Raw genomic sequence first — 20844 nt, forward strand, 5'->3', positions numbered from 1 at the left:
TGTTCACTTCCGCCCGGGTGGGGCGGAGAAGGACGTACCGGGAAGGCCTTGGGGTCAATGCCTATCAGAAGAAGTTACCGATCGTGAACTCGAACAGGATGGAGTCGTCCGACGGCCGCTTGGTCAGCGGGATTCCCCACTCGAAGCGCAGGGGTCCGATGGGCGAGAACCAGCGGAAGCCGAAGCCCGCCGCGTGGAAGAGGCCCAGGGGCAGCTTGTCCTGCCGGTCCTCAAAGAACTTCTCGTTTGAGCCGAAGGCATTACCGGCGTCGTAGAAGAGCACGCCGCGCAGACCGGCCTTCTCGAAGATGGGGAACTCCAGCTCGAAGTTGAAGATGAGCTGCTTGTTGCCGCCCACCCGGAACTCGGTGACGTTGGCGTCCGGGTTGTCCGCGCGCGGCACCAGCAGCGTGGGGCTGATGCTGCGCAGGTAGTAGCCGCGGATCGTGTTGATGCCGCCCACGTAGTAGAGCTCGCTGATGGGCAGCGGCTTGCTGGAGTCCAGCTGCTGCACGTAGCCCATCGTGGCGTTCGTCTTGAAGACGAAGCCCAGCGGCAGGGGGAAGTACAGGCGCGAGTAGGCGGTGTAGCGGTTGAAGAGGAACGTGCCGCCCAGGAACGAGGGCGCCGTCTCCACCGAGCCGTAGTGGATGAAGCCGCGCGACGGGAAGAGGCGGTTGTCGCGCCGGTCGAAGGACACGGACAGGCGCAGCGCGCTGGTGACGCCGGACTGGAACTGGTTGGCGAGCAGTACCGCGCCAATGCCCTGCCCCGCCTGCACGTCCACGTACTCACGCGAGTAGCCGACCGTGGCGAGCACGTCGTCCACCAGCTGGCGGCCCAGGGAGATGGTGCCGCCCGTGGAGTTGCGGATGAAGCCTTCGTAGTCCGCCTGCACGCGGAAGAACTCCGCGGACAGCAGGTAGTTCGTGTCCAGGAAGTACGGGTCGTAGAACGACAGCTGGACGAGCGAGCGCAGGCCGGAAATCTGCGCGGACGCGGACACGCTCTGGCCCCAGCCGAGGAAGTTGTTCTGCGACACCTGGGCCGTGAAGATGAAGTTCTCCACGTTGGAGAAGCCGAGGCCCACCTGGAACGTGCCGGTGGCCTTCTCCTTCACCTCCACCTGCAACACGATGGCGTTGTCGGTGCTGCCCGGGTGCTGGGTGATTTCGACGGTCTCGAAGAAGCCCAGGGCGGTGACGCGCTCGCGGCTGCGCTTCACGCCGGTGCCGTTGTAGAGCTCGCCTTCGTAGACGCGCAGCTCGCGGCGGATGACCTTGTCGCGCGTCTTGGTGTTACCGACGACGTCGATGCGCTCGATGTTGACGAGCGGGCCCTTCTGGATGTCGAAGGTGAGGTCCACCGTCCGGTCTTCCGCGTTCACGGAGGTGACGGGGTTGATGTTGGCGTACGCGTACCCCTTGTCGAAGTACACGTCGGAGATGGCGGAGATGTCCGTGGAGAGCTGGCCGCGGTTGAAGCGCTCCTTGGGGCGCGACTTCATCAGCCGCAGCAGCTCTTCCGGCGGGCGCTCCAGGTCGCCCGCGAAGTCGATCTTCCCGATGTCGTACGACTCACCCTCGGTGATGTGCAGGGTGATGTAGATGTCGCGCTTGTCCGCGGACAGCTGCACGGTGGGCTTGTCCACGCGCACGTTGATGAAGCCGCGGTCGTAGTAGGCGATCTGGATGACCGCGAGGTCGCGCTGGAAGGCCTCTTCGCGGTAGGTGCCCTCGCCGGTGAAGAAGGACAGGAAGCCGCCCTCCTTCGTGATCATGGTCGCCTTGAGTTCCTCCGGGGGCACCTTCTCCGCGCCCTGAAGGATGATCTGCTTCACCATCACCTTCGAGTGCTCGTTGATGATGTAGACGACGGTGACCGCGGCGCCGCCTTCGACCGGCTCCAGCTTGTAGGTCACCTCCGCCAGGAAGTAGCCCTTCTCGACGTACTTCTCCTGGATCTTCTTCTGCGTGGCGCGCACGGCCTCGATGTCGAGGATGGTGCCGATCTTGAGATCCAGCTGCTCCTTCAGGTCCTCCGCGTTGAGCTCCTCGTTGCCCTGGAGCGCCACGGCGCGGATGGTGGGGCGCTCCGACACGCGCACCACGTACGCGATGCCGTTGGCCATGCGCTGCGCGAGCAGCTGCACGTCCGTGAAGTAGCCCAGGGCCCAGATGGCGCGGAGGTCTTCCGCGGAGCGGGTGAGCGCGTCACCGACCTGGGTGCGCATGGCGCGGCGGACGGCCTCCGACTCCACGCGGCGGTTGCCCTCGATGCGGATCTCGACGACGCGATCCGTGGGGGAGACGTTGGTGTCCTCGTCGTCCGGAGAGGACGCCAGCGGCGCGTCCGCGCCCGAGGGAGGGCCCCCATCCGGAGGCGATACGGGCGTGGCGGCGGGAGTGGACGGGGGGAGGACGACGGGCGAACCCGCGTCCACGTCCACCTGGGCGTAGGCAGCAACGGGCCCAAACGCCCACAGGGCGACCGCCAGCAGCGGGAGCAATGACTTGCGCAGAACGGTGAGCCTCAAGTGCAGTCCGGCCAGGAAAAGGCGGGGCAATGTACGGGATGGGGGGAGGGCCCCTCAATCCAAAAGCGCGCGGCCATCAGGCCTCCGACACCTGCCCGCCGGCCAGTCTCAGACGGCGGGGCATGGAGCGAGCAAGCGTCTCGTTGTGCGTGACGACGACGGCGGTGATGCCCAGGTCCCGGTTCACTTCCCGGAGCAGCTGGTGGATACCCTCGCCTGTCGTGGGATCCAGGTTGCCCGTGGGTTCGTCCGCGAGCAGCACCGCGGGCTTGAGCACCAGCGCGCGCGCCAGGGCCACGCGCTGGGCCTCGCCGCCGGACAGCTCACCGGGGCGGTGGTCCACGCGGCTGCCCAGGCCCACGCGCTCCAGGAGCTCACGGGCGTAGGCGTAGGCGGGGGTGCGGTCCTTGCGCTGGATGAGCGCGGGCATGGCCACGTTCTCCAGCGCGGTGAACTCCGGCAACAGGTAGTGGCTCTGGAAGACGAAGCCGATGGTGCGGTTGCGGAACTCGGCGATCTCCGCGTCGTTCATGGAGAAGACGGACTTGCCGTCGAAGAGGACTTCACCGGCGGCGGGGGCGTCCAGCGTGCCCAGCACGTGCAGGAAGGTGCTCTTTCCCGCGCCGGACGCGCCAATCATGGAGACGAGCTCGCCGGCGTTGATGTCCAGGGACACGTCGCGCAGCACGTCAATGCGCTTGCCGTGCAGGAAGTAGCTCTTGAAGACGTTGCGGATGGACAACAGCGCCATGGCTACTCCGCCTTCAGACCTTCCACCGGTTCCACGCTGCTCGCCTTGAGGGCCGGGTAGATGGACGCCAGGTAGGTGACGAGCACCGCGATGATCACCGCCAGCGCTGTCTGCACCGGTTCGATGCGCACCGGCAGCGCGGGGATGTAATAGACCTCCGGATCCAGCTTGATGCCGACCTTCTCGATGAAGAGGCACCACGCGAGGCCGGAGAACAGGCCCAGCACGCCGCCGGCCACGCCAATCTGGAGCCCTTCCGCGAGGAAGATCTTCACGATGCCGCCGTCCGGGACGCCCAGCGCCTTGAGGACGGAGATCTCCTTCCGTTTCTCCAGCACCAGCATGATGACCGTGGCGACGATGAGGCCCGCGGCGACGATGATGATGATGGACAGGATGATGCCCATCACCAGCTTCTCCAGGCGCAGCGCGGAGAAGAGGTTCTTGTTCATCTCGCCCCAGTCGCGCGCGCGGTAGGGGTAGCCGCCCAGCACACGCACCACCTGGTTGGCGATGCGGCGCGCGTCGTCGATGTCCGCCACCTTCAGTTCAATGCCGGTGGCGCCCTTCACGGCGAAGAAGTCCTGCGCTTCCTTGAGCAGGATGTAGACGAACTTGGAGTCGTACTCGTACATGCCCGAGTAGAAGACGCCCGCCACCCGGAACGCGCGGCTCTTGGGGATGGGCCCGGACGGCCCCAGCTCCGTGCCCAGAGGGGACACCACGTTCACCCGGTCCCCCACCACCACGCGCAGCGACGCCGCCAGCTCCCGGCCGATGATGATGCCCGGCAGCACCGTGGGCTTCGCGGGCTTGGAGGGCTTGCCGATGATGGGGTCCTCCTCCTCGGCGTCCTTCTTGCCTTCCGCGTCCTCCACCGCGCTGCTGGGGAGGATCTTCGCGGGCTGCTCCAGGTGGCCCAGGTCGCCACCGGGCAGGATGTTCTGCGGCAGGTCCGTCACCGAGCCGACCGTGTTCGGGTCGATGCCCTTGATGATGACGCCGTCGACGTTGCCCTCCGAGGCGATCATCACCTGGTTGATGATGAAGGGCGTCTGGCCCACGACGCCGGGCACGCGCTTCACCTGCTGCATCACCTTGTCGTAGTCCGGCAAATCGCCTGCGTAGCGCGACACCACCGCGTGCGCGTTGGTGCCGAGAATCTTCTGCTGGAGGTCGGCCTCGAAGCCGCTCATCACGCTGAGCACGATGATGAGCGCCATCACGCCCACGCCCACGCCGCCCACGGACAGCGCGGTCATCATCATGGTGGGCGACTGCTCATGCAGCTTCATGCGGTGCTGCGCGGACGCGGCGGCGAGCGGATCCGCCAGGCCCAGGTTCTTCACGCGCGTGCGCTCCACGGCGGCTTCCGCCCCGCGGATGATGAAGTAGACGATGAGCGGCGGGATGATGCCGAACATCAGCACCGCGAGCGCGCCCAACAGCAGCGACGGGCGGAACACCGCCACGTGCCGGCGCGCGACGAAGAGCTCGAAGCCCAGCCGCAGGTCCACCCGGCCACTGCCCGCCGCGATGAAACCCGTGTTGATGCCCAGCACGAGCGCCAGCACCAGCGCGGCGAAGACGAGCCAGTACGCCAGCTCCGGCCGGCCGATGAGCCCCGCGACGTACGTCACCTCGCGCAGCCGGTAGCCCAGCGCCAGTTGCAGCGACGGCACGCGCTCCATCAGCGACAGGAGGATGGGCACCGGCAGGCCCAGGTAGAACACGCCGATGGTGGCTTCCGGGAACGACAGCCGCTGCGCCCGGGACGCGCCCACGAAGCCGGACGCGAACGCCACGCCCATGCTCACGATGAACGCAATGGCGAAGGCGATGGTGGGAGGCAGCGACAGGCCTCCGCCCGAAGCCTCGCGCGCCGCGCCGCCCAGGTCGGACGGCACGCCGCTGGAGAGCACGGTCTGGAGCAGCAGCAGCGCCAGCTCCGCCAGGAGGATGCCGCCGCCGTAGGCGCCCAGCGTACTCCAGTAGAAGTCCCGGTAGCGCGCCAGGCGCGGGTACAGGGGGGCACCCGCGGCGGGGCTGGGCCCTTCACCGGAGGCCGGCGCGCGGCGGATGCCGGCGGCGATGAGCCCCCAGCCGGCCAGCCAGACGAGCGTCCCGGCCACCAGCGCCTTGGGTCCGGCCACGGCCGTGGCCTTCTGGGCGCCCAGGGCGAGCGCCCCGGCGTCGAAGGACTGGACGAGCCCGCCCCACCCCACGAAGGAGAGGCCCAGGGCGCCGGCCACCTCGGCCCACGCCTCGGACTCGGAGATGGCCACCCCCAGGAGGATGGCTCCCACGAGGGCCACGAGGGCGCCGGCCCACAGGAGGGGCCAGCGATAGTCGGTCTGCCGTTCGGCGGGGTGCACGAGGCCTCGTGGCTACTTCGCCAGCGGCTTGAGGAGGGGGAAGAGAATCACGTCACGAATGCTGGCGGCGTCCGTGAACAACATGGCGACGCGATCAATCCCGATGCCTTCACCGGCCGTGGGCGGCATGCCGTGTTCGAGGGCGCGGATGTAGTCCTCGTCGTAGTCCATGGTCTCCTGCTGCCCCCGCTGCTTCGCGTCCAGCTGGGCCTGGAAGCGGCCCTTCTGGTCCAGGGGGTCGTTCAGCTCGGAGAAGGCGTTGGCGATTTCCCGGCCCGCGACGAAGAGCTCGAACCGATCCGTGATTTCCGGGTTCTGGTCGTTGCGGCGGGCGAGCGGCGAGACGGCGGTGGGATACTGGGTGATGAAGGTGGGATGGATGAGCGTGTGCTCGACATGGGCCTCGAAGAGGGCGCCCACCAACTCACCGTGGTTCATGGCGTCCACGGCGCGGCGCTCCGCCTCCGAGTGGACCGTCTTCAGCAGTTCGTGACGCAGGCGGTCCACGTCCACCATGTCCTTGTCGGACAGGCTGGGGACGGCTTCCCGGATGGCCTCCGGCATGGGGATGCGCTTCCAGCCCTTGCCGAAGTCGATGGTGTGCTCGCCGTACTTCACCTTGGAGTCGCCGGTGACGTGGCGGGAGGCCTCCGAGAGCATCTCTTCCGTGAGGTCCATCAGGTCCTCGTACGTGGCGTACGCCTGATAGAACTCCAGCATCGTGAACTCCGGGTTGTGCCGGGTGCTGATGCCCTCGTTGCGGAAGTTGCGGTTGATTTCGTAGACGCGGTCCATGCCGCCCACCACGAGCCGCTTCAGATAGAGCTCGGGCGCGATGCGCATGAAGAGGTCGATGTCGTACGTGTTGTGGTGCGTGACGAACGGCCGCGCCGCCGCACCCGTCACCAGCGGGTGCATCATCGGGGTCTCCACTTCGACGAAGTCGCGCCCGTCGAGGAAGCTCCGGATGAACTTCACCAGCTTGCTGCGCTTCAGGAAGACCTGCTTCACGTCCGGGTTGGAGACGAGGTCCAGGTAGCGCTGGCGGTAGCGGACCTCCACGTCCGTGAGGCCGTGCCACTTCTCCGGCATGGGGCGCAGGGACTTGGTGAGCGGGATGAACTTCGTGGCCGCGATGGACAGCTCGCCCGTCTTGCTCTTGAAGACGGTGCCCTGCGCGGCGACGAAGTCACCCAGGTCGCACTGCTTGAAGACCTCATAGAGGTCCCCCAGCGCGTCCTTCTTCACGTGCACCTGGATTTCGCCGGAGCGGTCGCGCAGCTTGATGAACGCGGCCTTCCCGAACGAGCGCATGGCCACGATGCGGCCGGCGACGTCCGCCTGGGGGGCATCCTTGTCCAGGTCCTCGGCGGTCTTCTGGCCGTGGTCGTCGTGGAGCCGCTGCGCCACGTCCTTGGGCGCGTAGCCGTTGCCGTAGGGGTTGAAGCCGGCCTCGCGCCACTTCGCGGCCTTGTCCAACCGCTGCTGGTAGATCTCCTGCTCCTTGGAGCTGGAGTCCGCCGCTTCGCCGCTCTTCTCACCTGGGGGGGTCTTGTTCTCGGTGTCGGCCATGACGCGCTCGTGTGAAAGGCGCGGCACCGTAGCCAAGCCTCCCCCGGTACGCAACGCATCCCAGGGGGTAGCGGCCCCGGAAATGACCGTCAGGAAGACATCAAGAGAAATGCGCCCACCGCCGCGGCCAACAGCAGCGGGATGAGGATTTCCACCGGGAAGCGGTGCTGGGCATGCGCCAGGTGCAGGCCTTTCAGGCCGAAACGGCGCTGGCGGCGCACGCGGGCGGCCACGAGCGACGCGAGCGCGGGCGGGGCCTTTTCCCGCTCCACCGTGCGCACCCGCTCCACCGTGCGGGCGTACCGGTCCCACCCCTGGCGGCACTCCTCACAGCCGTCCAGGTGGCTGCGCACCGCCTGCTCCTGGGGGGCAGGCAGCTGTTCGTCGGCGAGCGCCAGGAACAGCGCCTTCGCCTCCCGGTGATCCAATCGAGGTTCCACGTCCGTTGACCTCCACCCGCCGCCGCTCATGGTTCGAAGCGCCCCAGCAGGTCCGCCAGCTTCTCGCGTGCCCGGTGGAGCCGGCTCTTCACGGTTCCCTCGGGCAGCTCGGTGATGTCGACAATCTCGTCGTAGCTCAGGCCCTCGATGTCTCGCAGCGCCACCAGCATGCGCGCATCGGGGTCCAGTTGGGAAATGGCCCGCTGCACCCGGGCCCGCTCACGCGCCGCGTCCAGGGCGGCGTCCGGCTGCGGCGGCGCGCCCCCGCCCTCCGCGATGGCGGCGGCGCTCACCTCGTCGAAGACCTCCGAGCGGCCCCGCCCCCGGCGTTGGAGGTACTTCAGCCGGTTGAGGCAGTGGTTCTTGGAGATGCGGAACAGCCACGTGGACAGGCGCGCGTCCTCGCGGAAGCGCCGGACGTGCTGGTGCACGCTGACGAAAATCTCCTGCACCAGGTCGTGGGCCTCCTCGCGGTCGCCCACCATGCGGAAGCAGAAGTCGTAGAGGCGGTCCTGGTGCTGGTGCACCAGCGACTCGAAGGCCTCCGGGTCGCCGCGCCGCAGCCGGACGAGCAGCGCCTGTTCCACGCGGCGAGGGTCGGCCTGGGCCTCGGGGGCCAGGGCCTGCTGTCCGACGTCGAGCACTCCGCCCGGTGACACCCGCGCCTCCCCGTGTAGGGCCTACTCCATCCTACCGCACCACCCTGCCCCGCCCCTGACACCAGCCCCGGAAAAAAGGTTCCCGGACATGGAAAACCCCTCCCGGACTCAAGGCCCGGGAGGGGTGGGATGCATCCGGACAGGGCGCCCTGGCCTTAGTCCGCGGCGGCGTTGCGGTTGGGGTTCTTCACGCCCAGGAGCTGTGCGGTGACGAACTCCTCCAGGTCACCGTCCAGCACCTTGTCCACGTTGCCCGTCTCCACGCCGGTGCGCAGATCCTTGACCATGCGGTACGGCGCCAGCACGTAGCTGCGGATCTGTGAGCCGAAGGAGATGTCCTTCTTGGCCGCCTCGGCCGCGTCGCGCTCGGCGTCGCGCTTCTTCATCTCCAGCTCGTACAGGCGGCCGCGCAGAATCTGGAAGGCCATGTCCTTGTTGGCCGACTGCGAGCGCTCCGTCTGGCAGGTGATCATGATGCCCGTGGGCAGGTGCCGCAGCTGCGCCGTGGACGACGTCTTGTTGACCTTCTGGCCACCCGCGCCACTGCCGCGGATGAACTTCAACTCGTAGTCCTTCTCCGGCAGGTCAATCTGGATGCTGTCGTCGACCTCCGGGTACACGTCCACGGACGCGAAGGCCGTCTGCCGGCGCGCGTTGGCGTCGAAGGGGCTGATGCGCACCAGCCGGTGCACGCCCACTTCCGCCTTGAGGTAGCCGTAGGCGTTCTCGCCCTCGATGCGCAGGGAGACGTTCTTGAAGCCCGCCTCTTCGCCCGGCAACGCGTCGCTGATCTCGACCTTCCAGCCCTTCGTCTCACCGTAGCGCGTGTACATGCGCAGGAGCATGGCGGCCCAGTCCATGGAGTCCGTGCCGCCCGCGCCCGGGTTGATGTCCATGAAGCAGTTGCTGCGGTCCTGCGGTCCGGAGAGCATCCGCGCCAGCTCCAGCTTCGCGACCTCGCCCTCCAGCGACGCGAGCGTGCCTTCCGCCTCCTGCGCGCTCGCCTCGTCGTTCATCTCCGCCGCCAGCTCCAGCAGCGTCTGCGCGTCGTCCAGCCCGCGCATCGTCTTGTCGAAGGCGCCCACGCTGGCCTCCAGCGTGGACTTCTCCTTCAGCAGGCCCTGGGCCCTGGTGTTGTCGTTCCAGAAGTCGGGCTGCGTGGAGTCACGCTCGATCAGCGCAATGCGGGACCGCTTGCGGTCGAGGTCAAAGATGCCCCCGGAGCGCGTTGAGGCGCTCCTTCAGGGCGTGGATCGTCTCCATCGAATCGTTCGCCATGGCGTTCGTCGTCTCCTTCGTATCGAAACAGTTGGGAAAGCCGGGGTGTTTCAGGAGGCCTTGAGCGAGGTCACCGGCGCATCCTGACGGGGCGGCGTGCGCGCCGTTCCTGGCACGAGCGCCCGGAGCCGGTCCAGCCAGAACGCGCCGGCCATGCCCAGGGAGATGGGCAGGATGAGCGCGATGGCGCGCCAGTTGTCCTGGTCGAACCAGGGCAGCACCTTGAGCACCAGCCCCAGCGCGCCCGTGGCCACGAGCAGGCCCCACACCCACTTGAGCCGCGCCCGCGCCTTCGCGCTGTTCCAGGTGAGGCGCAGGCCGTACGGCACGGCCAGGAGCGTCAGCGGGTTGGCGAGGAAGAGGTTCTCGTTGTGGTGCGTGACGACGTGGTTCGTGCCCACCCACATGATGACGAGCGCCAGCCCGGGGATGCCCAGCACCAGGCCCACCACCACGTTCTCCAGGCCCAGGAGGATGCGCGCCGCGCGACTGCCCTTCTTCTCCCACGCGGACAGGCCCAGCGCGGCGCCGCCCAGGAGCACGCCCAGGGCGAGGATCCACGGACCGAAGTTCGGGGGTTGCGCGGGGGGCCGGGGGCGCGTGGGCGACGCGTAGAAGTCCCACTGCTTCTCCACCAGCGACACCGGCTGCCCGTCCGGGCCCGGCACCTTCAGCTCCGCCACCTGCTGCTCCAGCTCGTCCGGGAGGAAGGCCTCCTCGCGGCGGGTGATGGGCTTGTCGATGGAGTCATTCATCATGAAGTCGAGCAGGAAGCTCACGGGCGGGCTCACCGACGTGTAGCGCCGCGTGTGCTCGCGCAGCGTCATGCGGGCCGGGGCCTTCTCCGCTTCGGACAGCCGGCCGCCCACGGCCACGTCGATCATGTCGCGCAGCCGCGTCACGCAATTGTCGCTGTAGTGCTCGTAGAGGTAGTCGCGGTTCTCCGGCAGCACGTTGTCCGCCAGCTTCTTCGCCACCGTCACGCGCTGCTCCGGCGTGAGGTTGAGCTCCTGCACGCGCACGTCGCGCCCCAGCGACTTGTAGAAGCGGAAGGTGCCGTTGACGCTCGACTCACCGACCCAGAACTCCAGGCGGCCCTTGGCGAAGTGCACCACCGTCTGGTCGTCGAACGAGTACATCCCGTAGTTGTAGAGCCGCTGCATGTTGCGGGCGCGGTCCTCCACCACCAGCGAGCCGTGGCCCCACCACGAGAAGACGTCGTCGCCAGGGCTGAAGGTCACCAGCCAGATGGACAGGTCCTCGCCCCGGCTCTCGCCCGTGCCCCACGGCGGTACCGACGCGGCGCGCGCGGGGGACGCGGACAGCAGGAGACCCAACAGGCTTGCGACGATGAGAGACGACAGGCGGGGCATCGTTCCATCCAACACGAGGCACGGGGGGCCGCAAGCCCCCCGGCGGGGATTTCAGATGAGCTTCGCGCGGCGGGCGCGCGAGTCGATGGTCAGCGAGTCCGCCACCATGCCCCGCTCACCCAGGAGCTGCTCCTCCAGGGCCGCCATGCGCTTCGCGTCGCGAGGCTTCTCATGGTCATGCCCCAACAGGTGCAGGAGGCCATGCGCCAGGTAGCGGCCCATCTCCGACTCCAGCGTGCGGCCATACTCCTTCGCCTGCCGCTTCGCCGTATCCAGGGAGATGACCACGTCGCCCAGCGGGCGCGGGCCCGGGGTGCCCTTGGGCAGGTCGCCCGCGGGGAAGGACAGCACGTCCGTGGCCTTGTCCTTCTGGCGCCAGGTGCGGTTGAGCCGGCGGATGGCCCGGTCCCCCACGAGCGACAGCGACAGCTCACAGTCCGTGAGGCCCAGGCGCTTGAGGTAGTCGCGGGACCAGGTGGTGAGCAGGCGCTCGTAGTCCGCGCCCTGGCCGTGCGCCACCTGCACCGTCACGTGGTTGTCCACGGCCTTCGCCTTGGGCGCCGGCTTCTCCATGTGCGCCAGCTCCACGCGGAACGCCGGGGCGCAGATGGACCAGTAGTCACACGCGCCCTGCGAGTCGTTGCGGTACACCACGCGCTTGCCGCGCGGCACCAAGCCCACCTCGCCCGCGCCAATCCGTTCGCGCTTGCCGTCCACCACCAGGGTGAGTTCGCCCGTGAGGACGAGCACCACCTCGTCGAACTCCGGCGTCTGCGCGGGTTCGCTCCAGCCTGGCGGCGCCCGCATGCGAGCCACGGACGCGGACTCGGTCTGCGTGCTGGCCACGCCCACGAACTCCTCGATGCGCTTGCCGTCGTCGCGCGGAATCACCTTGCCCTTGCGCAGCTTCACGCCCTCCACCTTGCGGCTCATGACATGCCCGCCGTTCGCACCTTCGTGTCCTTCGCTTCCGTCTTGGCGGGCGCGGGCGCCATCATCAGCGGCGCGCCTCCGCCCTTGCCCCCACCCATCGCGCCCGCCGGGTAGACGGGGCGCGTGTGGTAGATGCCTTCCAGCGTGTGCAGGAAGGACTGGGCGATGAGGTTCAGGTCCTTGAGCGTCAGGTCGCACTCGTCGAGCTGGCCCTCGGAGAAGATGATGTTGATGATCTTCTGCACCTGCGCCTGGAGCTTCGCGCTGGTGGGGTCCGGCATGGAGCGTGTGGAGGCCTCCACCGCGTCGGCGATCATCACCAGCGCCGCCTCGCGGAACTGCGGCTTGGGGCCCGGGTAGCGGTAGATGCTCTCGTCGATGGGGGGCGCGCCTTCCTTGCCCTCCTGCTCCTTCATGGCCTTGTGGAAGAAGAAGCCCACCGTGCGCGTGCCGTGGTGCTGCGGAATCGCGTCCGCCACCAGCTTGGGCAAGCGGTACTGCCGGGCCATCTCCAGGCCCTCCGTCACGTGGCGCTTGATGATGACCGCGCTCATCGCGGGCGCGAGCCCGTCATGCCGGTTCTCCCCCTTCTGGTTCTCCCCGAAGTAGAGCGGGTTCCGGCCCTTTCCGATGTCGTGGTAGTACGCGCACGAGCGCGCCAGCAGCGGGTTCGCGCCAATCGTCTCCGCCGCGTTCTCCACCAGCGTGCCGATGATGATGGAGTGGTGGTACGTGCCGGGCGCCTGGACGATGAGTTCCTTGAGCGCCGGGTGGTTCAGGTTCGCCAGCTCCAAGAGCTTGATGTCCGACGCGTAGCCGAACGTGGCCTCGATGAGCGGCGTCAGCGCCATCACCATGACCGGGACGGCGAGCGCGGTGCCGAAGAACGCGCACACCGCGGTGATCAGCGTGTCCCCAGCCAGGCCCTTGCCCTCCACGAGGAACAGGAAGATCACCGCGATGAGGTTGGCGATGCCGGTGACGAGGCCCGCGCGGAAGATGCCCACGCGGTCCTTCGCCTTGACGATGCGGTCCGCCGCCACCAGCGAGCCCACCAGCGTGTAGATGCCGAACGCCAGCGAGTTGCCCAGCATCACGCCCGCGAGGCACGCGAACACCATGGCGAAGAACAGCGCCAGCTCCTGCGCGAGGATGAAGCGCACCAGCATGGCGCCCGCCGCGACCGGGAAGGCGTAATAGAACGCCTCAATCGGCAGCGCCGTGTAGCGGTCCTGCACCGCGTCCGCGATGGACACCCAGACCTGGAGCAGGCCCAACAGGCCCACCAGCAAAAGGCCCAGCAGCATGCCGTCCTTGCGCGTGGGGCGGAAGCGGCGGAAGGCCGCGCGGCAGAAGCCGTAGAAGGCCACCACCAGCAGGGCCACCAGGCCCGTGCCGCCCACCTGGAGCTGGAGCAGGTCCAGGCGGTCCGTCTGCGCGCGCATCCCGCGCAGCATGACGAGGTGCGTTTCGTTGACGAGCTCGCCGTCGCCGATGACGCGCTGGCCCTTCTTGATGGCGATGACGGCGTCCTTCACCGCATCGCCCGCGAGCCGGCGGCGCAGGTCCGTCTCCGCGATGTTGATGGTCAGGCTGGGGCGCACGAGCCGCTTGGCGACGCGCAGCACCGCGCGGCGCTGCACCGCCGGGGCCTCCGGCATCACGTTGCCGGGCACGGAGGCGAACCGGTCCATCTCCTGGTGCGCCTCCCGCATGTCCACCACCTGGGCGGCGCCCGCGGGCAGCGTCTCCTCGTTCTTGTGCTGCACGTCGCGCACGGTGAGGCCCTGGGGCGCTTCCCGCACCAGTTCCTCCCGCGAGCCGGCCACGTACACCTGGCTGCCGTCCGCACGGTAGGCCCGGTCCAGCAGCACCAGGGTGGCGGTCTCCGACTCCTCCGAGAAGCCGTTGGCGACGAGCGCCTGGAAGTCCTCGGACTCCAACCCCGCGTCCCGCTGGCCGAAGAGCTGCTCCTGGAACCGGGCCTGCATCTCCTCGCGGTCGCGGCGCTGGCGCTCCAGGGCCTCCGGCGTGAGCGGCGGGGCGCGGCGGCGTTTGGTCTGGCCCTCCTCCTGCGGGGGCTCCTCGGCGCGGGCATCCTTCTCCTCTTCCAGGTGCTCACGCGCGGAGGCGAAGCCCGCACGCACGGACGCGCGCAGGTTGCCCACCACCGCCGGATTGAGGTCGTACACCGGGCGCACGGCGCTCCGGGCCTCGCGGCGGCGCTGCTCCGTCATCGACTGGTGGACGATGTCGTAGTCGCGCGCGGCCTTGAAGCCGGCGGGCGAGTTGGCCCGGAAGGGCTTGCCCAGGTTCTCCGTGGTGAGCGCCGGAATCTGCTGGCTGTAGAGGCCCGGGGAGATGACGAAGCCCGCCCCCACCGAGACGACGAGCAGCAACAAGGCCTGCACGATGCGCCGACCCCACTCCCCACGCCGCCCGAGCCCCAGGCGCACCGCGAGCGCGTCCAGCGGACTGGGCCCGGGGGTTGGTGATTCAGGATCGGCCATGGGGGAACTCCTCACCCTGCGAAGACGTCAGGCTCCCTAGAAGGAAGCAGCGACGGGGAAAATTCGTGAGGGTGGGACAGCCGCCGCCCGGACGCCAGTTCGCTCTGCGATATTTGCAGGTAAGCCAACAGGCAGCAGTGTGGGTCACCCAGCGACTCCACCCCCGTCCCGGCGCAAGGCTGGGAGCGGGGGTGGCGGGTGCGGCGTCACGACGTCAGGACTCCGTGCGTTCCACCGCAGGGGCTGCGCCTTCGGAGGCCGAGGCAGCCTCGCGGGCCGCCGGGGCGGTCTTCTGAGCGGCCTCGGAGCGCTCGTAGGCGCGGATGACCTCCTGCACGAGCGGGTGGCGCACGACGTCCACGTCGGAGAACTCCGAGAAGTGGATGCCGTCGATGTTCTTCAGCACGGAGCGCGCGTGGTTCAGGCCGGACAGCTTGCCCGTGGGCAGGTCCACCTGCGTCACGTCGCCGGTGATGACCGCCTTGCTGTTGTAGCCCAGGCGGGTGAGGAACATCTTCATCTGCTCCACGGTGGTGTTCTGCGCCTCGTCGAGGATGACGAAGGCGTCGTTGAGGGTGCGGCCGCGCATGAACGCGAGCGGCGCGACCTCCACCACCCCCTGCTCCACCAGGGCCTGGGCGCGCTCCACGGCCATCATGTCGTGCAGCGCGTCGTAGAGCGGGCGCAGGTACGGGTTCACCTTCTCCGCCAGGTCGCCGGGGAGGAAGCCGAGCTTCTCACCAGCCTCCACGGCGGGGCGCGCCAGGATGATGCGCTTGACCTTGCGCTCCTGGAGGAAGGCGACCGCCATGGCCATGGCGAGGTACGTCTTGCCGGTGCCGGCGGGGCCCACGCCGAAGACGATGTCGTGGTTGCGGATGGCGTCCACGTAGCGCTTCTGCGCGATGCTCTTGGGGGCGATCTGCCGGTTGCCGGAGCTCTTGAGGACGGTGCCGAGCATCACCTCCTGCAACGACTCCGTGCCGCGGCCCAGGACCTTGATGGCCTGTTCCACGTCCTCGCGGTAGACGGGGCGTCCGGCGCGGATCATCCCCTCCAGGTTCTCCACGAGGCGCACCGCGAAGGCGACCGCGTCCGCGGGCCCCGACAGGAGCAGCTCCGTACCGCGCTGCCCCACCCGGACCCCCAGGCGCCGCTCCATCAGCTTGAGGTTTTCGTTCTGATTTCCGCAAAGGGCCAGGGTCGTCTCGTTGTCACGGACGTCCACCTTGGCGGAGGTGGGAGTGGTTTCAGCGCGGGCTGCGGGCACTTCCAGCGTGGCGGGATTTCGCAATGCGCGTCATTCCTCGTTCAGTGATCGCTTGCCCTCAATTTAACGCCGCCCCTCCCCCCACGCCCGCCATCTCTCGACGGCGAGCCTGCCCGCGGGCTAGCGCACGGGCGGTAGGAGGATGAACTGCCGGGCGTCCGTGCGACGGTAATAATACTCCTCCCGCCACGGGTAGCGCAGCTCCTCCGGACTCAACAATCCGGCATCCACCAGAGCATCCAACCGCTCCGGGAGGGTTCCCTTCTCCAATTGGAACACCTCCAGCGCTGCCTCGATGCGGACGCGCTGCGCATGGGCAATCTGACGCTGGGCGGCGGGATCCCCCAACCGGGAGGCGCCGGGCTCGTGCCCGCTTCCCCCGACCCAGCGGGACGCGATGAAGGCCAGCCCCGCGATGACCGCCATGGTCACCGCGATGCGTCCCAGGGGTCCAGCCACCCTCGCGACGAGGCGGGTGTCCTCCGGCACGGGCGCGCGGCCTTCCGGGTCGATGGCGCGCACATAGTCGCCCTTGACCAGGTTGTAGAGCGCCTTGCAGGTCTCGAACTCGCCCAGGCCGCTGAGGTCCACCATGCGGCGCAGGTCGCGCCCCACGGCGATCTCCTCGTAGACGTGGCGCTCCGTCGGACCGATGACGCCCAGCTCTCCGCCCTCGTCAGCGTTGGCGCGGGGCGGCGGGAGCGCCTTGACGCGCTCGAAGGTCATGTCGTCGCGGTGGATGCGCTTCCGGATGACGGGCCACTCGTCCACCATCCGGAACCCCTCCATCAGCACCGTCTCCGCGCGCAGCGGGGTGATGCCTTCGGGGCCGGGCTCCACGGGCTCCTGGATGAACTCGTAGGTGCCCGCCTTCCAGGTGAAGAGGCGGTAGAGCGTCTCCGTCACCTGGAGCTGGGCCATGTGCTGGAAACGTTCCGCGGTGAGGGCGTGGCTCTGCACCAGCACGTCACCCAGCCGCTTGAGGGTGCGCTTCTGGACCTCCAGCGCGGCCACCAGCTGCGTCTCCGTGATGATCTCGGCGCGCACCAGCATGGCGCCGATGAGCTCCTTGCGCTTCCGGGTGAGGCTTTCGGCCTTGATGATGTGGCCGTCCTGGAAGCCGACGCGCACCTCCTGGTCCTTGTTGCGCAGGTGGAGCGTGCCCGTCTTCTGCTGCTGACCAATCAGCTGCAGGATGTCGCCGATTCCAAAGTCCTTGAGGGTGCCCTTGAGGGCCATGGCTCAGGCCTCCCCCCGCTGGTGGCGGCGCAGGCCGCGCAGGGTCAGCAGGTAGACGAAGAAGAGGACCGTGCCCGCAGGCACGAGCTTGAGGTACAGCGGAGCATCCCCGTACGGCGTGCGGACGAGGCCCCGGTGGAGCACCAGCGCGGCCACCGCGAAGCTGAACAGGAAGGCATAGAGGGCGCCCCGCACCGGAAGGCCCGTGCCCACGTGGCCCGCGCCGGACACCAGGCTGCCCAGCGTGTACGTCACCCGCTTCGTCCAGGCCTGGTGGCGGTCCACCTCACCCTGCTTGCGCGAGCGGAACTCCTTGGGCACCTGGCTCTTGCGCGCGTAGACGTGGACGCACTGGCCGCACATCGCGCTGCCCACGGACAGGTCCTTGTCGCAGCGGAGGCAGACGGCGTTTCCGCACCGCTCGCAGCCGCGCGCCGCCTTCATGCGCCAGGACGCCTCTCCGAAGACGGCGACCAGGGCCGCGAGCGCCGCGGTCAGGCCCCAGCCCACCGGGCCCGCAGGCAGGCTGGGCGACAACCACCGGCCCACCTGGCCCTCCACGCGGGCGCCCTCCTGGGTGCCGTCCGCCAGCTCCATCCAGTCGCGCTCCGGCACCGTCGGGGCCAGCAACAGGAGGTTGAGCAGGGGGCGGTCCTCCGGCGGCGGATCCCGGCGCAGGAGCGAGTTGTCCAGGGTCTGCGCCTGGGCGATGGCGGAGGTGGAGCGGTCCAGTTCCTTGCCCAGCTGATCATCCGGCAGGAGCCGGGCCCGGCGCCGGTACACCTGCCCCAGGTTGTAGTGCGGATCCGCCATGGACGGATCCGCCTTGGACGCCTGCGTGTAGAGGAGCACCGCGCCGTCCACGTCGCCCAGGCCCATGAGCGCGTTGCCGAAGCGCGTGAGCATCCGCGCGTCGCCTGACTTGAGGGCGGAGGCGGCCTTGAAGTCCGCCCGCGCCTCCTCCAGCAGGCCCCGGCGCGTTTCGTACCAGGCGAGCGCGCCCAGCTCCTGGAAGCGGGCCGTGCGAGCCTCCGCGCGGGCGCGCACGCGGGCCGCCGCGCCCCCCGCGGACAGGCCCCCGCGCTCCAGGAGGTAGACGTCCTCCGCGGGCGTGCCGGCGAAGACGGTGAAGCGCGTCAGCGTCCCCGCGGCCAGCGGCATCACGCCCAGACCCATGAGCAGCACCGCAGCCACCCAGCGCTCGGCGCGGCCCACGTACAGCGCGACCGAGGCGAACAGCAGGAGCAGCACCGGCACCAGACCCACGCCCAGCACCGCGGGCAGCGACAGAAGCATCAAGCCCAGGAGTCCGGACTGCCAGCGCGTCACCGCCCGGGGGAGCAGGTGGTGGAAGTCATGCAGCGCGTAGCGGATCCGCCGCAGGAACAGCACCGCGACCACCGCCACCGCCGTGGCCGCCCACGCCGCGAGCACCAGCGCGCCCAGGTCCGTGAGCGCGGGCCGGCGGTAGCGGGCGTCTCCGAGCAGCGTCACGAGAGCGGTCTTCCACTCGCCCAGCCCGCGCGGCACGTTCAGCGGCTCCTCCACCACGTACGTCTCCGCCCGGGCGAAGCGCGCGGCGGGCAGCCCGGGCGACAGGGCCACGGCCACATCCAGGAGCGCGAGCGCGCCCTTCAGGTCCCCGGCGCGGCGGCGGACCCCGGCCTCGCGCACGAAGCCCATGCTCAGGGGTTCCAGGTCGGAGGCAAGCACCTCCTCACGCAGCGTGAGCAGTTCCTTCTGGGCGGCCTCCGCCGCGGCGAGATCATTGCGGGAACGGGCCGACTTCCACTTCTCCCAGGTGGCCAGCAGCTCCGCGTCCGTCACCTTCGGCGCCATCACCGGGGTGAGCGCGGGACGGGACGGGACGATGACGGGCGGGGGCGCGGGTTCGGCGGGGGCCGCGGGAGCGACGGGCTTCACGGGCGGCGGGGCGATGACGCGGCGCCGGGGGTCGGGACGGGGCTCGGGCTCCGGTTCGTCGGCCTCCTCGGAGCCGGTGTCCTCCACCGGATCATCCTCCGTGGCCTGGAAGGTGCTGGGGTCCGGCTCCGGCTCGATGACCTTCTCCTCGATGCGCAGGAGCGGCTCCTGCATCAACGCAGGGGCGCGCGCGGGGACAAGCAGCACGAGGCTGCAACACAGGCCGAGGAACGAGCGGAGCATCCGGACGTCCGATGATAGGCGACAGGCTGGACGATCCGAAATCATGTGGTGCCTTCCGCCCGTGCTACAGGATCCCGTGGCGGGGGGATTGCTCGGGAGTGAATGAATGGCGGCGCCTGGAAGCGAGCTGGAACGACTGGTGGAGATCATGCAGCGCCTTCGGGCCGAGGGCGGCTGCCCGTGGGACCGCGAACAGGACCTGCGCTCGCTGCGCCCCTACCTGACCGAGGAGGCGTTCGAGGTCCTGGATGAAATGGACCGCGTCTCCGACGGAGGCCCGTGGCGCCCGCTGTGTGAAGAACTGGGGGATCTGCTCTTCCAGATTGTCTTCCACGCGCAGCTGGCGGCGGAGCTGGGCGAGTTCACGATGGCGGACGTCTGCGCGGCGATCAGCGACAAGATCACCAGCCGGCACCCGCACGTGTTCGGGGATCAGCAAGTGAAGGTGAACGGCGCCGAGCAGGTGCTGGCCAACTGGGCGCAGCTGAAGGCGGAGGAGCGCAAGAAGAAGACCGGGCGCGCGGGCTCCGTGCTGGACGGCGTGCCCACCGCGGCCCCGTCCCTGCTGCGCGCGGAGCGCCTGACGGAGAAGGCCAGCCGCATCGGCTTCGACTGGCCGGACCTGGCCGGGGTGCGAGGCAAGCTGGACGAGGAGCTGCGCGAGCTGGACGAGGCCATCGCGTCAGGCGGCCGGGACGCCATCGAGCACGAGCTGGGGGACGTCCTGTTCTCGCTCGCGAACCTCGCGCGCTTCGTGAAGACGCCCGCGGAGGATGCGCTGCGCATGGCCTCGCGCCGCTTCGTCACGCGCTTCCAGTACATCGAGGCGAAGCTGCACGAGGAGAACGTCCCCTTCGGCGGCGCCACGCTCGAGCACATGGAGCGGCACTGGCAGGCCGCGAAGGCCGTGGAGAAGGCGCTCCCCCCGCCCAGCCACCCGCCGCGCGCCTCCGTGGCCACCCTGCGCCTGGCGGTGCCGGACGTGCCGGCCCAGAAGGCCTTCTGGGACGAGCTGGCCTCCTGGCTGGGCTGGACGCCCACCCGGACGACGGATGGCACGGCGGCCTACACGGGCGCGGGCCTGGGGCTCGTCTTCATGCCGGGCGCCCATGCGCAGGCTGGGGCCGCGGTGGCCCTCACCCTGGAGGCCCCCTCTTTCGGGGGGGTCGCCCGGCTCCTGGAGCTGTTCCGAGCCCACCATCCGGGACGGTTGGTGCCATGCGCCAACGCCGAGGCGGGCTTCCAGTTCATGGATCCCGCCGGGTTGCGGTGGGAATACGCCGCCCCTCCGGCATGATTCTTCCGGCATGATGCGTCGGTGGGGCCCTCGGGAGGCATTCCGGAGGCCTCCCAGGGGTTCCCGAACTGGAAATCCTGATCGCGATCGCACGCGTGCCTTGACGCAACGGGGGCGTCGCAGTAAGGACGGCCCCTCTTTTTCCTTGCCTTGCCTTCCGCTGGAGCATTGCCTTGGCGAACACCAAGTCTGCAGAGAAGCGTTACCGCCAGTCCCTGAAGCGCCGCGCCCGGAATGTGAATGTCCGGACGTCCGTGAAGGACGCCGTCAAGTCCGCCCGCGAGGCCATTGCCTCCAAGGACGGTTCGAAGTTGACGGACTCGCTGAAGGCGGCTTCCAAGTCCCTCAACAAGGCGGCCAGCAAGGGCGTCCTCCACAAGCGCACCGCCGCGCGCCGCATCTCCCGGCTGGCCAAGGCCGCCGCGAAGGCGAAGGCCTAGTCGTC

At 69.1% G+C, this 20844-nt stretch carries 15 protein-coding genes; 2 read left to right on the forward strand and 13 right to left on the reverse strand.

Features of this window, described 5'->3' with window-relative positions; genetic code table 11:
* Nucleotides 1-64: 64 nt before the first annotated feature.
* From bamA to D7Y04_RS39565, 13 genes are all read right to left on the reverse strand, one after another.
* On the reverse strand, nucleotides 65-2536 hold the full coding sequence (gene bamA, locus D7Y04_RS39505) for an outer membrane protein assembly factor BamA (RefSeq protein WP_233601799.1): 2472 nt from the start codon (nucleotides 2534-2536) through the stop codon (nucleotides 65-67).
* A 76-nt stretch (nucleotides 2537-2612) separates the two neighbouring features.
* The gene (locus D7Y04_RS39510) at nucleotides 2613-3287 is read right to left on the reverse strand and encodes an ABC transporter ATP-binding protein (protein WP_120576360.1); all 675 of its coding nucleotides are present in this window, start codon (nucleotides 3285-3287) and stop codon (nucleotides 2613-2615) included.
* 2 nt (nucleotides 3288-3289) lie between these two features.
* Nucleotides 3290-5662 (reverse strand): ABC transporter permease, encoded by a 2373-nt coding sequence (locus D7Y04_RS39515; protein WP_120595178.1) that lies wholly within the window; start codon nucleotides 5660-5662, stop codon nucleotides 3290-3292.
* Between the two features lie 12 nt (nucleotides 5663-5674).
* Complete coding sequence (gene lysS, locus D7Y04_RS39520) at nucleotides 5675-7234, reverse strand: lysine--tRNA ligase (protein WP_120595177.1); 1560 nt, start codon at nucleotides 7232-7234, stop codon at nucleotides 5675-5677.
* Nucleotides 7235-7323: 89 nt separating this feature from the next.
* Entirely contained in the window at nucleotides 7324-7704 is a 381-nt protein-coding gene (locus D7Y04_RS39525) for an anti-sigma factor (protein WP_120576357.1), read from the reverse strand.
* A complete protein-coding gene (locus D7Y04_RS39530) occupies nucleotides 7701-8333 on the reverse strand; it encodes an RNA polymerase sigma factor (protein ID WP_120595175.1) in 633 nt (210 codons plus the stop codon). The genes D7Y04_RS39525 and D7Y04_RS39530 overlap by 4 nt, the downstream gene beginning before the upstream one ends.
* A 155-nt stretch (nucleotides 8334-8488) precedes the next feature.
* Nucleotides 8489-9611 (reverse strand): peptide chain release factor 2 gene (gene prfB, locus D7Y04_RS39535; protein WP_233601800.1). Its coding sequence is split into 2 segments (ribosomal slippage): nucleotides 8489-9541 and nucleotides 9543-9611, totalling 1122 coding nucleotides; the frame shifts between segments, so codons are not numbered across the junction.
* Between the two features lie 50 nt (nucleotides 9612-9661).
* Nucleotides 9662-10984 carry a DUF4105 domain-containing protein gene (locus D7Y04_RS39540; RefSeq protein WP_121762685.1) on the reverse strand — a complete coding sequence of 441 codons (1323 nt, stop codon included), beginning with the start codon at nucleotides 10982-10984 and terminating at the stop codon, nucleotides 9662-9664.
* Between the two features lie 51 nt (nucleotides 10985-11035).
* A complete protein-coding gene (gene ybeY / locus D7Y04_RS39545; RefSeq protein WP_171807615.1) occupies nucleotides 11036-11917 on the reverse strand; it encodes an rRNA maturation RNase YbeY in 882 nt (293 codons plus the stop codon).
* The gene (locus tag D7Y04_RS39550; protein ID WP_121762686.1) at nucleotides 11914-14427 is read right to left on the reverse strand and encodes an HD family phosphohydrolase; all 2514 of its coding nucleotides are present in this window, start codon (nucleotides 14425-14427) and stop codon (nucleotides 11914-11916) included. Before D7Y04_RS39550 ends, ybeY begins: the two co-directional genes overlap by 4 nt.
* A gap of 214 nt (nucleotides 14428-14641) precedes the next feature.
* A complete protein-coding gene (locus D7Y04_RS39555; RefSeq protein WP_120595172.1) occupies nucleotides 14642-15721 on the reverse strand; it encodes a PhoH family protein in 1080 nt (359 codons plus the stop codon).
* 96 nt (nucleotides 15722-15817) lie between these two features.
* A complete protein-coding gene (locus D7Y04_RS39560) occupies nucleotides 15818-16936 on the reverse strand; it encodes a DUF4388 domain-containing protein (protein WP_120595171.1) in 1119 nt (372 codons plus the stop codon).
* Nucleotides 16937-16939: 3 nt separating this feature from the next.
* Nucleotides 16940-19102: a tetratricopeptide repeat protein gene (locus tag D7Y04_RS39565; RefSeq protein WP_121762687.1), complete on the reverse strand. Its 2163-nt coding sequence runs from the start codon at nucleotides 19100-19102 to the stop codon at nucleotides 16940-16942.
* A gap of 106 nt (nucleotides 19103-19208) precedes the next feature.
* Between D7Y04_RS39565 and mazG the strand changes: the two genes are divergently transcribed.
* Both mazG and rpsT read left to right on the forward strand, forming a co-directional pair.
* Entirely contained in the window at nucleotides 19209-20399 is a 1191-nt protein-coding gene (gene mazG, locus D7Y04_RS39570; protein WP_121762688.1) for a nucleoside triphosphate pyrophosphohydrolase, read from the forward strand.
* A gap of 173 nt (nucleotides 20400-20572) precedes the next feature.
* Nucleotides 20573-20839: a 30S ribosomal protein S20 gene (gene rpsT, locus D7Y04_RS39575; protein ID WP_120594227.1), complete on the forward strand. Its 267-nt coding sequence runs from the start codon at nucleotides 20573-20575 to the stop codon at nucleotides 20837-20839.
* Nucleotides 20840-20844 lie beyond the last annotated feature (5 nt).

The organism is Corallococcus sp. AB038B (genome assembly GCF_003668955.1).
Lineage (GTDB): Bacteria > Myxococcota > Myxococcia > Myxococcales > Myxococcaceae > Corallococcus > Corallococcus exiguus.